The sequence below is a fragment of the Nocardia australiensis genome (assembly GCF_020733705.1).
GTDB lineage: Bacteria > Actinomycetota > Actinomycetes > Mycobacteriales > Mycobacteriaceae > Nocardia > Nocardia australiensis.
This window is the reverse complement of sequence record NZ_JAJFZM010000007.1, coordinates 83,717-98,073: the sequence shown is the minus strand read 5'-3', so window position 1 is coordinate 98,073 and position 14,357 is coordinate 83,717. Positions and strand designations below refer to the sequence as shown.

The 14,357-nt window shown below is 62.6% G+C and carries 13 protein-coding genes; 6 read left to right on the top strand and 7 right to left on the bottom strand.

Annotated features, from left to right (window positions below):
• Positions 1 to 93: 93 nt before the first annotated feature.
• The gene (locus LKE06_RS24960) at positions 94 to 822 is read left to right on the top strand and encodes a TetR/AcrR family transcriptional regulator (RefSeq protein ID WP_228001803.1); all 729 of its coding nucleotides are present in this window, start codon (positions 94 to 96) and stop codon (positions 820 to 822) included.
• 159 nt (positions 823 to 981) lie between these two features.
• Here the strand turns inward: LKE06_RS24960 and LKE06_RS24955 are convergent, their stop codons facing one another.
• The 6 genes from LKE06_RS24955 to LKE06_RS24930 form a co-directional block, all read right to left on the bottom strand.
• The gene (locus LKE06_RS24955; protein WP_228001802.1) at positions 982 to 1,803 is read right to left on the bottom strand and encodes a YceI family protein; all 822 of its coding nucleotides are present in this window, start codon (positions 1,801 to 1,803) and stop codon (positions 982 to 984) included.
• Positions 1,800 to 4,400 (bottom strand): MFS transporter, encoded by a 2,601-nt coding sequence (locus LKE06_RS24950; protein WP_228001801.1) that lies wholly within the window; start codon positions 4,398 to 4,400, stop codon positions 1,800 to 1,802. Before LKE06_RS24950 ends, LKE06_RS24955 begins: the two co-directional genes overlap by 4 nt.
• 9 nt (positions 4,401 to 4,409) lie before the next feature.
• Positions 4,410 to 4,874 carry a MarR family winged helix-turn-helix transcriptional regulator gene (locus tag LKE06_RS24945; protein ID WP_228001800.1) on the bottom strand — a complete coding sequence of 155 codons (465 nt, stop codon included), beginning with the start codon at positions 4,872 to 4,874 and terminating at the stop codon, positions 4,410 to 4,412.
• 85 nt (positions 4,875 to 4,959) lie between these two features.
• Entirely contained in the window at positions 4,960 to 5,100 is a 141-nt protein-coding gene (locus tag LKE06_RS24940; RefSeq protein WP_228001799.1) for a hypothetical protein, read from the bottom strand.
• Positions 5,101 to 5,454: 354 nt separating this feature from the next.
• Positions 5,455 to 6,495 carry an NAD(P)-dependent alcohol dehydrogenase gene (locus LKE06_RS24935; protein WP_228001798.1) on the bottom strand — a complete coding sequence of 347 codons (1,041 nt, stop codon included), beginning with the start codon at positions 6,493 to 6,495 and terminating at the stop codon, positions 5,455 to 5,457.
• Between the two features lie 228 nt (positions 6,496 to 6,723).
• Positions 6,724 to 7,407 (bottom strand): TetR/AcrR family transcriptional regulator, encoded by a 684-nt coding sequence (locus LKE06_RS24930; RefSeq protein WP_228001797.1) that lies wholly within the window; start codon positions 7,405 to 7,407, stop codon positions 6,724 to 6,726.
• Positions 7,408 to 7,464: 57 nt separating this feature from the next.
• Here LKE06_RS24930 and LKE06_RS24925 point away from each other — a divergent pair, with 57 nt between their 5' ends.
• The 4 genes from LKE06_RS24925 (at position 7,465) to LKE06_RS24910 (ending at position 11,262) form a co-directional block, all read left to right on the top strand.
• Complete coding sequence (locus tag LKE06_RS24925; protein WP_228001796.1) at positions 7,465 to 8,814, top strand: alkyl sulfatase dimerization domain-containing protein; 1,350 nt, start codon at positions 7,465 to 7,467, stop codon at positions 8,812 to 8,814.
• 66 nt (positions 8,815 to 8,880) lie between these two features.
• A complete protein-coding gene (locus tag LKE06_RS24920; protein ID WP_228001795.1) occupies positions 8,881 to 10,137 on the top strand; it encodes an MFS transporter in 1,257 nt (418 codons plus the stop codon).
• 119 nt (positions 10,138 to 10,256) lie between these two features.
• The gene (locus LKE06_RS24915) at positions 10,257 to 10,676 is read left to right on the top strand and encodes a YidH family protein (RefSeq protein WP_228001794.1); all 420 of its coding nucleotides are present in this window, start codon (positions 10,257 to 10,259) and stop codon (positions 10,674 to 10,676) included.
• Positions 10,677 to 10,881: 205 nt separating this feature from the next.
• Positions 10,882 to 11,262 carry a DUF202 domain-containing protein gene (locus LKE06_RS24910; protein WP_228001793.1) on the top strand — a complete coding sequence of 127 codons (381 nt, stop codon included), beginning with the start codon at positions 10,882 to 10,884 and terminating at the stop codon, positions 11,260 to 11,262.
• 115 nt (positions 11,263 to 11,377) lie between these two features.
• On the opposite strand, the gene LKE06_RS24905 is transcribed toward LKE06_RS24910, so the two are convergent.
• A complete protein-coding gene (locus tag LKE06_RS24905) occupies positions 11,378 to 12,070 on the bottom strand; it encodes a hypothetical protein (RefSeq protein ID WP_228001792.1) in 693 nt (230 codons plus the stop codon).
• A gap of 785 nt (positions 12,071 to 12,855) precedes the next feature.
• Here LKE06_RS24905 and LKE06_RS24900 point away from each other — a divergent pair.
• Positions 12,856 to 14,355 carry a WS/DGAT/MGAT family O-acyltransferase gene (locus LKE06_RS24900; RefSeq protein ID WP_228001791.1) on the top strand — a complete coding sequence of 500 codons (1,500 nt, stop codon included), beginning with the start codon at positions 12,856 to 12,858 and terminating at the stop codon, positions 14,353 to 14,355.
• Positions 14,356 to 14,357 lie beyond the last annotated feature (2 nt).

Below are 14,357 nucleotides of genomic sequence, written 5' to 3'. Positions count from 1 at the left end.
ATGCCAGCTTGGCACACCGCGTACGGACTGCTATACCCATGCCGTTTGGAAAACATGCCAGCCGTAGATGATCGACTCTCGAGCACATTGCAGATGGCTCAGCCCGCGTACCGGCAAACACCCAACGCGACCGGCAGCTACCAAATGCCGTATGGCAGAATCGGCGGCACTATGGCCACCCTGACCAGCGTCGCTCCGGAACGTCTCCCCCGCGGCCCCCATGGTTTGAGCCGCGACCAGGTAGCGACCTCGCAGCGTGATCGTTTGTGCATGGCCGCACTGGAGGCGGTGTCCGAACTCGGCTACGGACCGACCACGATCGGGGATATCGTCAGCCGGGCCAGGGTCGCCCGTCGCGCGTTCTACGCACTGTTCGACAGCAAAGAAGAGTGCTTCACCGCCTCGTTCGATTTCGCCGTCGATGTGGTGACACGCAAACTCGACCGGGTAGTCGCCGAGGCAGGCGCGAGCACCTTCGCGGACTTGGTCCGCACCACCTTGACGGCATACCTCGACTGCTTGGTAGCCGAACCCGCCGCCGCGCGTGCGCTACATATCGAGACCCTCGCCGCCGGGCCCGGTCTCCTCGCCCATCGAACCCGCGTTCAGCAGATGTACGCCAACCGAATGATGGCCGCTGCCCGGATCGGCGTCCGCGAGGGCGTCCTGCGGGCCGTGCCCGACCCCCAGTTGATCAATATGCTCACCGGCGGCATCGACGACCGAGTGCGCGCCACCCTCATCGAATCCGGACCGGGCGCGCTGCGCGAACTCACCCCCACTTTCAATCGAGCGGCCCTTGCGCTGCTCGGCGCCGCCTGATCACCAACCCGGATCCCCGCCGGGTGGAATGTCGACTCAGCTCGGCTGATTCGGTTCGAGTTTGCGCTGAGGCCGCAGACCGCTCTCATTCAGCAACGCTCACAACGGAATACAACGGTCGGCCAGGGCAGCGGCACGGTGCCGCTGCCCTGTGCCGAGTTACCCGGTTGGGAGGTCCTCGCCGTGAACCACTTCGATGTCGAAGTCGAGCTTGACCGTAGCGCCGACCGCGGCGACTCCGGCGCGGACTATCGCGCTGTAGTCGATGGCGAAATCATTGCGATGCAACTCGGTTTCGGCATGGAATGCCGCACGGACCCCGCCCCACGGGTCTTCACCGAAGCCGCCGTAGGTCACGTCCAGATCGACCGGGCGGCGCTTGCCGTGCAGGGCGAGTTCGCCGGACATCACGAACGTGTCGGGACCGGTGCGGCGAACCGCGTTGCTGGTGAACGTGATTGCCGGATATGCCTCGACATCGAGGAAATCGGGCGAGCGAAGGTGGTTGTCGCGCAGCTCGATTCCGGTATCGACGCTGGCGGCGCCGATTTCCGCGTGGCCGGTGGACTCCTCGAAGCGCTCGGCGATATTGATCCGACCGCTCACCTCCGCGAAGCGGGCCTTTATGCTCGCGATACCGAGATGGCGAGCGGTGGCGATCACCGTCGAGTGCACCGGATCGATTGTCCATGGTCCCGGCGGCGGCATGGCGACCGCGCCCGCCTCCAACGCCATCGCGATATCGCCGAGCAGCCCGGTGCCCGCGGCGGATATCTGGGCGGTACGGGCCACCGGTTGATACCCGGCGGCCGTGATCACCGCGGTGTGCGTGCCCGGAGGCAGTGGCTCGGTAGCCACCGCCCCGGTTTCCGCGGACACGGCACGGGCGAGTTGCTTCCCGCTCAGATCCGTCACGGTCAGCACCGCATTGGGTACCGGCCAGCCCTCGACAGTACGGATGCGCGCGGACAAACCGCTCATCGGTGATCCGGCACGTCGGCGGACTCGTAACCGAGCTGGACGTCGTGGCTGATCTCACCGCCGGAAACGGTGACCCGGCTACTCACTGGGGGGTAGCCACGCGCGACGACCGTGTACTGGCCCTCGGGTAGATCGGTCACGACAAAGTGGCCGCTCGCGTCGGTGCGGGTAGTCGCGGTCAGGTCACCCGCGGCGTCCAGCACCGTGATCTGGACGTCCGCAACCGCACGATCACCATCGGCCCATGCCGATCCGGCCAGCACGGCCATCGGCGCCAGATCGATATCGTGACGCAACAGGCCGCTGTCGGGCACGGTCAGGGTGACCGCGCTCGGCCGCATGTGCTCGGCGACCGCGACCAGGGTGTAGGTACCCGAGACCACGCCCTGGCACAGGTACGCGCCGTCTCCCGCTGTGATGGCCGCACCGACGACCTCGCCACGCATATCGGTCAACGTGACCGTCGCACCGGGAAGCGGTTCCTGGCGACCGGCCGAGCGCACCACACCCGACAGCTCGCCGGACCCCATGAGCGTGAGGTCCAGTTCCTGCGGTCGATAGCCGATACTCACGCTGATAGCCGCGGGTTGATGCCCGGCCGCCGACGCGATCAGCACGTAGTTGCCCGCTTCGGGCGGATCGATCCGGTAACCGCCGTCGGCGTCTCCGGTCGCCCGCGATACCTGGCGGCCGCGCGGGTCGATCAGGGTCACCGCGGCACCCGGCACCGAGCGGCCGTCTTCGCGATGGATTCGTCCACCGATCGACGAGCCCTGGTGGTCGCCACCGGAGAGGACGGTCGCCGCCTCCGCGACGGCCATCGCGGTGCCCGATGGCTGCGCCCGATGCACGCCGTTGCCCTGATAGGCGGCCATGGCGTGGTTGCCGACCCCGGCAAGCACCGGTTCGGGTTCGGAGAACACCTCCGCGGCACCCTCCCAGATCTGGTCGTCATCCCAGGTCGACTCCGCGGCCACGGCCTGCTCTGCCTCCGGCGCCACCGGATCGGGTGCGGCGGGAGCCGGTTTATCCTGCAGCGGAATCTCTTTCATGAACATCAGCACCACGCAAGCCAGCAGCGCGACGCCTGCCGCGGCATAGAACACGCCGTGCATGGAGTTGGTGAATCCGGTCAGAATCGGCACCCGCAGTGCGTCCGGCAGCGCGGAGATCGTGCTGGTATTGCTCTGCATGCTGCTGAGCTGTCCCGAGTCGAATCCGGGTGGCAACGCTCCGCCGAACGCGTCAATGATCTTGTTCGGCAACAGGTTGAACAGAATCGTCAGGAAGATCGCGACGCCGAGCGTGCCGCCCATCTGCCGGAAGAAGGTCGCCGACGCGGTGGATACACCCATATCCGAGCGCGGCCCCGCATTCTGCGCGGCGATGATCAATGTCTGCATACAGCAACCGAGGCCGAGGCCGATCACCGCGCAATACAACAGCGGCTGCCACAGCGAACTGTCGTAATGCACCTGAGCGAACAACGCCGCACCGACCGCGATGATGAAGGTACCGAGCACGGGCAGGAATTTGTACCGGCCGGTCTTCTTGGTGATCCGTCCGGCCGACTGCGAACCGATCATGATGCCGAGCACCAGTGGCAGCATGAGTAGACCCGATTTTGTCGGCGAAAAGCCGCGCACCACTTGAAAATACTGCGGAACCATGGTGATTGCGCCGAACATGGCGACACCGACGATGAAGCCACCCGCGATGGTGACGCTGAATGTCGAATTCTTGAACAGCCGCAGCGGAATCAACGCGGCGTCCTTCATCAGGTGTTCGACGAGTATGAACAGCAACAATCCGGCCACACCGATGCCATAACAGAGCAGCGCGCGACTGGAGTCCCAGCCCCAATCACGGCCTTGTTCCGCGACGATAAGAAGCGGCACCACGCAGACCGTCAATGCCACCGCACCGAACCCGTCGATCTTGTGATTCTGACGCTGGTGCGGAACGTTCAGCACCTTGGCGACCACCGCGAGCGCGAGTACGCCGATCGGCACGTTCACCAGGAAGACCCAGCGCCAGCCGTCGATTCCCCAGAGCTGGTCGTAATCGGAGAAGAACCCGCCGAGCACCGGGCCGAGTACGGTCGCCCCACCGAAGACCATCATGAAATAGCCCTGGTAGCGCACTCGCTCGCGGGCGGGAACAATATCACCGATAATCGTGAAGGCCAGCGACATCAGGCCACCCGCGCCGAGCCCCTGGAAGGCACGGAACCCGGCGAGCTGATACATCGATGTGGCGAAAGTACACGCCACCGAACCGATGACGAACAATCCGATCGCTGTGATGTAGAACGGCTTTCGCCCGTAGATATCGGCCAGCTTGCCGTATAGCGGGGTGGTGATGGTCGCGGTGATCAGGTAGGCGGTTGTCGCCCACGCCTGTTCATCGAATCCGTGCAGGCTGTTGGAAATCTTTACGATCGCGACGCTGACGATGTTCTGGTCGAGGGCCGCCAGGAACATGCCGAGCAAAAGCCCGGAAAGGATGGTCATGATCTGCCGGTGTGACAGTGACGTACCCGCGCCGGCTTCCAGACCCGGCGGCGCGGCCGGTGCCTGGGTGATGGAATTCGTCATTTGTGAGCCCTATTTCTGATCGGCTAGCTGAAATGGAGTTTTCTCAATTCCGGTATTGAGCCGGTCGAGCAGTTCATTCATGGCGGATCGGTCCTCGGTGGGCCAGTCGGCCAGGATCGCGGCAAACCAGCGGTTGCGGAGTTCTCGGTTCTGTTCGAGCACCCGCTCCCCCTCCGGAGTGGCCGCCAGCACGCAGACGCGGCCATCGATCGGGTCGGCCCGGCGTTCGACCAGACCATGCGCCACAAGCGATCTACTCTCCCTACTGATGGTGGAGATCTCGGCATGCAACAGCTCGGCGAGCTTACCGGTACGTTGCGGGCCGTCATGAACGAGGCAGAACAGCGCGGCGTAAGCCAGCCTGTCGAGACCGTCCGGTCCGTGCCTGTTTATCTGGGTTTTCGTTCGGTTGATCGCGCGCATGAGCCGCACCAGCTGAACGCCGAGCTCGTCGGCATCCTGGGCAACGGACATGGGCATCACCTTCTCACCAGCAGGATTGTTGGCAGCTGCAACTAGTTGCCGAAAGCAACTTTACATTCGACTGGTCAACTGCTGATCAGACCCCATACTCGCTGTCCGGTTCGCGAAGTTCCGGACACAACTCACCACAACGCCGCAGGCTGATCGCCGCGCGCAACGGACCCACTGTCGCGGGCGGGGTGGTCGCGGGGTCGTAGGCGTCGCGGGCGGGAGTCACGCCCATCACCGCCAAACGATGATCTGCAGCGACAACCCGAGTCGCAACGCGGCGGGAATCGACCGTCCACGCGCGAAGAATCGGGCCCCGCCACTACCGCGAGCGCGGCGAACACCCGCGCGTACCCGCTCGCCGCCGTAGCCAGCACCACCACCGCCGCCGGAATCACCAGCCCGCCAGTCTAATTCGGCGAGCCTACGGACCATCCTCGGTTCGCCCCGGGCTCGATGAAACCTTCGCAAAATGATTGCAGCGCCGCCGAAATCATCTCCGGGGGGAAGACCAACCGCCACCGCCTAAACCGCGGCAGCGACCAGCCCTCACCCGGCTCACGACTGTGTCACGTTCCCAGCGTCACGGGTTCGGGATGATGACTGCGCGACCGTTGATCGCGCCGGCGCGGAGGCGTTCGTAGGCCAACGGTGCCTCATCGATATCGAAAGTCTCTACATGGACGTCGATCTCACCGCAGCGCGCAATATCGAGCACTTCGATGAGTTCGGACCGAGTACCCCAGTACGGGGCGGTCACAGACGTTTCGTGTGGCAGCGCACCGAATCCGACCGGCACCGTGCCGCCTCCGAGGCCGACGATCGTCAGGTCGGACTCGATGCCGGTCGCGGCGGCCGCAATCGCCACTGAGGCCGATGCGCCAACGAAGTCAAGCACGACATCGGCACCCCGGCCGCCCGTCAGGCCCCAAATCTTGTTCGACGCGGACGAATCCGACGGCAGCGCCTCATGCGCACCGACCGTGCGTGCGAGATCGAGTTTGTCCTGGGACACATCGAGGGCCACCACGCGAGTTGCCGTCATCGCCCGCAGTAGTTGGATGGCGATATGACCGAGTCCGCCCGCTCCGATGACGACGCAGGTGCTGCCGGGCACGAGCTTCGGCAACGAACGCTTGATCGCGTGGTACGGCGTGAGCCCGGCGTCAGTCAAAGGAACCGCACGGACAGGGTCGAGGTCGCCGAGTGGGACGAGGTGGCGGGGATCGTCGACGATCATGTACTGAGCCATGGCTCCTGGGGAACCCAAACCTGGTGGAAAGATGCCAAGTTCCGCTGCGTGCAGGCAGTAGTTCTCCTTGCCTGCAGCGCATTTGATGCAGGAACCACATCCCTGGGGACCGTACACCGCCACCATATCGCCGAGTTCAACACCCTGCACGCCATCGCCCACAGCGGCGACCTTCCCGACTCCTTCATGGCCCAAGATCAGCGGCAGTGGGAAACGAATCGCCTCAGCAGGCAGACCCATCACGGCTATGTCGGAATGGCAGACGCCCGCCGCAGCAACCTCGAGTAGGACCTGGCCTGGGCCGGGTTCGGGATCGGGGACGGTGACAACCACGGGCGCTGAGCCGACGGCGCGATACTGAACTGCCTTCACTGTGAACCTCCATCGAGAATCTTCAAGTATCAGTCGTCAACGACGCCGTCACCTGCGAGAAGCCAGTAGATGACGGCGTGTGGGCAATGGAATGCAGACTCGCTATTGCGAACAACGAGTTGAAGGCCGAGCGCAACTGGCCCCCACCAGTCGGCGCCGGGTGCCGAGCTACATAGCCGCGTATCATCACCCTGTCTGATCGGAGCGATTGTCAAAGGCGGCAACGCGTCACGGGATGCTGAGCGGCGCGGTAAGCAGGCCGCAGGCTGCGTCAACCAACATAATCGCCCAGGATGGGGCCTTAGTGCCGTCGTCGTCCTGGTGGCAAGCAGCTGCCTCGTGGTACGCCGTCGTGTGCACCAGCAGCGAAGCAACCATGCGGAGCCGTTCTTGCACAACAAGATCGGGCAGGTCGACCAGACAGTCTTCGACGCCCTTCCGCGCCAAGCGAAAGCTGGTTGCGGTGTCCCAGTCGTAGGTAGGGCTGTAGTTGGGGTCGGAGTGCAACTGGGCGAGGAAACGACCGTAATAGCTGCCCTGCGACCCGACCGCGGCCGCAAGAGGGAAGACCAGCGCTTCCATCATTGATCGGAGGTCGCGCACTTGCCCTTGTGCCTGCATGTCGGCGAGTAGCGTCAGTCTTCGTTCGTTGATCGGCTGCATGCGGTACTCGACGATGGCGACGACAAGAGCCTCCTTGCTTCCAAAGTGATACTGCGCGGCCGCTGTGTTGCGCTGCCCGGCTGCCGCACTGACTTCTCGTAGCGGTACTGCGCCGATGCTGCGCTCGACGAACAGCCGTTCCGCCGCCACGATCAGCCGCTCCCGAGTGCCGGCTCGAACGGGGGCCGTCGCCATCACCATCTCCTCCTTAGTGCCACGAATCCATTGTAACTCAAGGGCTTGCGGCATTAACTCACCTGTTTTAACATCTAGTCCGAGCGCATTAACTACGGGAAGGTGTGAGCAGTGGGAGCGATCTTGAGGGGAAACCTGTCGCGGGCTATCGATGCAAAAGGAACGATCCTAGATCTGGCTGAACAGGCATGGGCCGGCGAGCTGTATCGAGATGGTGCCGCACATCCCGTGCACAGCACTTTGCCGCAGGGGGAGGAGATTTTTGATGGGGTTTGGGTTTTCGAAGGCATGGCCAGTGTTAACGTGCTGGATACCGGTGACGGACTGATCATGCTGGATACCGGAGGTCAGCCCGATGCCGAGGCAATATTCGAGCAGGTACGACACTGGCGCCCTGACGCACCCTTGATTGGGGCCGTGTTCTCGCATCACCATATCGATCATATTTTCGGTACCGAGCTGTTTGATCTCGAAGCGGAACGGAGAGGGTGGCCGACGCCGGTTGTGTATGGGCACGCGGCGGTCTCGGAAAATCTGGACCGCTACCGCCTCACCCGAGGGTGGAACACCGTGATCAATCGTCGTCAGTTCGTTATCGATTCCCCGGAGTTCAGCTGGCCGTCCCGCTTTCGCTATCCGGACATCACCTATCAGGAATCGATGACATTCCGTCGTGGTGATCTAACATTCGAACTGCGGCACGGGCGGGGCGAGACCGACGATGCAACCTGGACATGGATCCCGGAACGCAAAATTCTCCACCCCGGTGATCTCTTCATTTGGGCAGTACCTAATGCCGGAAATCCGCAAAAGGTTCAGCGTTATGCTGGGGACTGGGCTGCAAGCCTGCGCGAGATGGCTGCCGTTGGCGCCGAAATTATGTTGCCTGGACATGGTCTACCGATCATCGGCGCCAGCCGCATTCACCAGGCATTGACAGACACTGCGGAATTGCTCGAGTCGCTGGAGTCCCAGACATTGGATTTGATGAACGCGGGAGCGGTTCTCGACACCGTTTTGCATGAGGTTCGCCCGCCGACCCACCTGCTGGAGCGTCCTTACCTATTGCCGGTCTATGACGATCCGCAATTTCTGATCCGCAATATCTGGCGGTGCTACGGTGGCTGGTACGACGGTCACCCGGACAATCTATTGCCGGCACCGCGGGCCGAACAGGCCGCGGAATGGGTCACGTTGGCCGGCGGCGCAGACGCGGTACTGGACCGGGCCGAGGAGTTGGGCGCGGCCGGCGACCTGGCGTTAGCTTGCCACCTCACCGAAGGCGCATTACTCGCGGACCCCGATTACTCACGCGTGCACCGAGTCCGTGCCGAAGTGTTCGCTGCCCGCGCCAGCGAGCAGACCTCATCGATGGCCCGGAACATTCTCAATCATGCCGCTGCCTCCAGTCGCGCCGGCGTGCGTGACCTAGCTTCCACAACATTTGAACTCTCGGACTGATCGGCAGAGATAGATATGTCGACGAATAAATCGTATAACTCATTGCGACCTTGGCTGATGGTTGCAATGCTCGCATTTCTGATGATGATCAACTTTATAGACAAGACTTCCCTCGGACTTGCTGCGCAACCAATCATCGACGAGCTGGGATTGACTCTAAGTCAGTATGGGTGGATCAACTCGGGGTTCTTCGCCTTCTTTTCCCTCACTGCACTCCTGATAGGATTCGTCGCTGACCGATTCAGCACGAAATGGATAATAGCCATCTTAGCTGGCGTCTGGGGCGTAGCTCAGATCTCGGTCGTCGCCGCCAGTAGTTTCACCGTACTGCTGATATTGCGCATGGTACTGGGCGCTGCCGAAGGGCCGACTTATCCGATAGTCAATCACGCCGCATACACGTGGTTAACTGACCGGGACCGAAGTCTTGCCAGCTCGATAATAACAGCAGGAGGAAGCGTCGGTGTACTCGCCGGAGTTCCCCTGCTGACATATTTCATCGTTGATTACGGCTGGCGATCAGCCTTCTTGGTCAGCGGATTGATCAGCCTTGCCTTCTGCATTCTGTGGCTGATGGTAGGAAAAGAGGGTCCACTATCCTCCAATGCGCCACCAACAAGTGCCGATAGTCTGCTGGATGGATTGGATGTCAGGCCGAATTATTGGCAAACCGTGCGTACTGGCACATTCCTTGCATCCGTGGCCGCTGGATTCGCCGCCTACTGGGTGATCGGCAATGCCCTAGCCTTCTCTCCGCTGTACCTGCACGCTGTCCTCGGTCTGTCGGCCTCTGGAGTAGCGCAGGTGACCATGGCGATACAGGTCTTCACAATCACAGTGGCCTACGTCGGACAAGGAATCCTTACTCGATGGCTCCTTACGCGCGGAATTTCCACTCGTTGGGCACGTGGCGTTATCGGGGGCATATGTCTGATAATCGCTGGCGTGGCCCATGTCGGATTTGTATTTGTCCCAAGTCTGCCGATCAAGATCTTCCTCGCCTGCCTCACCCATCTCAGCTCTTCGATGTTCGCTATTTCCCAAACAGTGTGCGCTGAGATCAGTCATCGTGGGCAACGTGGCCGCATCCTGGGGACCTACGGCGCCCTTTACCCACTGGCCGGAGTCATTTCCCCTGTTGTGACCGGCTATCTAGCCAGTAGCCTCGGGACAGCGCACGGCCTGCAGGTCGCATGGGTCGTTACGTCCGTTCTGTTGTTCATCGCGGGTGCCGCTGCCATCGCGTTTATTCGACCCGATCGTGATGTCCGCCGTCTCATGTCCGCGACACCCACGCCAGACGCACCGGCACGACTGAGCTGAGCTGGCTAGCTCTTACACGCCGCTCGGGATGAGGCCGCCGTCGAGAACTGGTGAAGAAAACCGAGCTTTCGAAGGCGAGATGACCCGCCGACCACACACTTGAAAGGGAAGTAATCGTCATGACATCCGACGAGCCGGGCCTCGAACCATGCAACCGGCCCGTTGATATCGGATCGGAGGGGTCGTCTCCCATAGCAGACGATCACGAGGCCGCAGATCCGATCGACTATCGGTTCACCCTGGCCAACGAGCGCACCTTCCTGGCCTGGGTTCGCACGGCACTGGGACTGCTCGCGGGTGCGGTGGCCGTGCACGCACTTATCGAGCCGGTTGGGGGCGCGGTTGCACTCCGCGCGGCTGTGTTTGTGTGTGTCGCGCTCGCCTTCATCCTGTCCATTGTCTCCTACCGCCGCTGGCGGGCGGTAGAGCGCGCGATGAACGCCGGTACAGTGCTGCCTGGCCCCGGTCTCGCACCGATTCTCGCTGGCGGGATGGCCGTGGTTTCGGTTCTGGCCGCCGCGGCTGTCTTGATGACATGAGACGCCTTCTATTAGCGCTCGGGCGCAGCGTTTATGGCCGGGATCGCATTGCGTGGCCGGTTGTAATCGTAGACGTCCTCGTCGTCAAGATGTCGCGGGTGAGATAGCGCCACAACAGTTCCGGCCAGTGGTTGGCCAGCGCGCACAGGACGCTGCTCGCCTTTCGATGCGGCAACTATCCGACACCAGACAGTGACGCCGTCTCATGACAGACATCGAAGCACAAGAGCGGGAAGGAGTCTCGGAGGTTCTCGCCATGATAAAAGGTAATGCCATAAGCGAGCGAGACGCAGGGCTGGCCGTCGAACGCACCGCCCTCGCCTGGCGTCGCACTGCGGCCGCGTCGTGCACCGCAGCGGCGCTGCTCGCACACCACGCATTCGTCGTACATCATCCGCTTGTCGTCGGAACTGGGTTTGCCGCGACCGTGCTGCTGCTCGTGGTGACAGTGCTCGGCTGGCGGCGAAACCGTCTATTGCGCCGTGGATCCCGCAGTCCTGCCGCGGGCTACATACCGGCTACCGCAGCGGTGACCAGCTGCGTCAGCTCACAGATGCTATTGACTGTCCTCGCTTTGTCTGGCTAATCCACCGCCGCAGCGCACTGAGGTTCCGGTCGTGCGTGTGGACGAAAAAGCTATCCGGCAACAAGGTTGGAGGATAAGACCAGTGTCCACTTCGTCGAACCCTACGGTGTCTCAGCTAGGCGGCCGGCGACCGGAAATATTCCGATATCAGTTCGCGCGCCGCGTACACGATGACACGGTCTTTCTGCTTCTCCTCTTCCGAGAGCCAACGATAGGGAAGCTTTTGGTTCCAAGGCGCCCAGCTGCCGTTGCGGTCCAGCCAAGCGTCATGAACCTGGCGACTGGCATACTCGACGAAATCAGGATGAGCGGGGTCGCGGCCGGCACGCAGTTCTTCGAGAACACTCGACACTCCCACCCGCGCCGACTCCAGGTTTTCCGACTTGAATTCCCTGGGTAATTCACGGTAGAAGCAATTAGCAATATCCACAGTGTCGGTGCCATGCCGTGTTGTCCATCCCGCATCACTGGTGGTCTTGATCCTTGGTTCGTACCGACCGTCGGCGAGTAGCCGGGGTCTTCGCCACACTTCGTGCAAACGTGACGCCAGTTCCTCGATCAACTCGTCGGAACGAGACTGCATCTTTTCGGCCGTCGACGCGGCGACTATCGGATTCGGGAGCCATCGCTGCCTGTCGATCGGCGCCCGCTCCAGCCGCCGCTCGAGCTCGAACAGAATCCTATTCGGGTTATCGGCATCTCGCATGAATCGCCCGGCATCACGCACGTGCCCCGCGGCGCCGAGGACGGGCTTCTTCACTGTCGTCGCGACCACATCCGTTGCGGTCAGCAACCGCTCAGCCGCCACGCGGGCTGTTTGAAGGACAGTGATGATGGATTCTCACCTCTCTGCGTTTCGGACAGATCCCATACGCACGACGTCAGCAACAGTCGTCTGTGTCGATCGTCCCCGGAGCCCGAGATGTTAGCCGTGTGCTGCCGGAGCGGTCCACACTGAAGCGCTCGCGGGATTCGAGTCAGGTTCGACGGAACCTCGGGACTCGTTGCGTGATAAGCGGTTACGACGCTCGAGATGAACGATCGGATCAGCGGGGTCGAGGGTCGCACTGTTCCATGCGATCGCGAGACAGCTGGGCGGTATATCGACCAGTCGAACGATGGTGAGCCTGTCGGGCAGGGCGTGGACCAGAGGTGCCAAACCGCTCGCGCCGCTCCACAGAACCGCCTGCATGCACTCGCTATGGAGCTTTTCCAAGCACGTCAGCTGGTTTCGACTGCGTCGTCCGGAACGCCACCTGTTTGCACAGAATTTACGTGCGAACCATTTTCTCGCGACGTTCCGTCATCGAGTGGCCATAAGCTGGCGCTCGTCGATTCCGACACCACTCGTATGAGCAGAGCCGCACCTACGGGTAGCCACCCGACGCCGCCGATACGCACGACAGAAATTCCTGGCAACGAATCACCTCGCGAGACCAATTCGACACGGCTCCAACGTGATTGCGTTCGGGCCGCGCGCCAGGACGGAAGCAGACGACCATGATTCGTCACCCACCGATTCCGAATCGAGCGGACCCGCGTCGATCTCGTCGGCGCAACCGTTCCAGATCGCAGCGACCACACGGAGAGCTCATGACAACCGTGGACACCCCACTCCAGCAGCGGCGCTATCTAACCGTCCGAACCAGTACACCGGGTGAGCACCTCACCGCCGCGCCGGACACCTCCGGCGCATCACGACAGATGATCCCCATGTCGGACGGCGCCGAACAACCCCGCCAGCTCAGTGCCCTCGACACGCAGCTCCTGAATGCCGAATCCCCGTCGATGCCGCTGCACGTCGGAGCCGTCACCGTGCTGAAAGCCGGCGACGCGGGCACCGAATTGACCATCTCGCGTCTACGCGAGCTGATCGCGAGCCGACTCCATCTGACACCACCACTGCGGTGGCGGCTGCGCACCGTGCCACTCGGCCTCGACCTGCCCTACTGGGAAGACTGCACCGCCATCGACCTCGGCTATCACGTTCGGGCACAGCAACTGCCCGAAGACGCGACCGACCAGCAACTGGCCGACCTCGTCGCCCGGCTGCACGCCACTCCCCTCGATCGGGCCCGGCCGCTGTGGCAATGTCACCTCATCTCCGGGCTCGCCGACGGCCGCCAAGCCCTCCACACCAAGGTGCACCACTCCCTGATCGACGGCGTATCCGGCGCGGAAGTCATGGTTGCCATCCTCGACGCGGCCGACCGACCCCAACCCATTCCGCCACCCACGCAAGGCTTCCGAGTCACCGGGACCGCGTCGACGCTGGGAATGCTCGGCCGCGCCATCCCGCATGCGGCCCTACGCCACGCCGACCGCCTACGGGCTCCGTTCCAACTCGGTCCCGCACTCGGCACCACTCTGGCAAAGCTACGCAAGACGAACCCGAGCGTCCCTTTCAACGGCCCGAACACCGCAGACCGCTGCTTCGCGTTCGTCTCGCTGTCTCTCGACGAGGTCAAAACCGTCAAAAACAGCTTCGGCGGCACAGTCAACGACGTCGTCATGACCTTGTGCACCTCGGCGCTGCGCCGATGGCTCATCGAGCACGACGCCGAACCCGACAGGCCACTGCTGGCCGCAGTCCCCGTATCCGTCCGCGCGCCAGAACAATTCGGTACCGCGGGCAATCAGTTCTCGATCATGCTCGCCGAACTCCCCGTCGACGAACCGGATCCGGCACAGCGGATGAAGCGCCAGCACACGATCCTGCTCGACGCGAAAGCACACTTCGGCGCCACACCCCCGACCGTGCTGCACCAGTCCGCGTCCACCCTGCCGCAACTTTTACACGGCGCCACCACTCGCGCGCTGCTACGACTGGGAGCACCGACCCTACCACTGGCCAACATCATTATTTCGAATGTGCCAGGACCTCAGATCCCCTTGTACGCCGCGGGAATCCGGGCAATCGCGAGCTACCCCATCGCCCTGCTCACCGACCTCAGCGGCGGACTGAATATCACCGTAATGTCCTACGACGGACACATCGATTTCGGTATCCTCGCCTGCCCCGATTCCGTACCCGATGTCTGGCGCATCGCCGACTACCTGAAGGACGCCCTTCGCGAGCTCCGTACCCACTGACG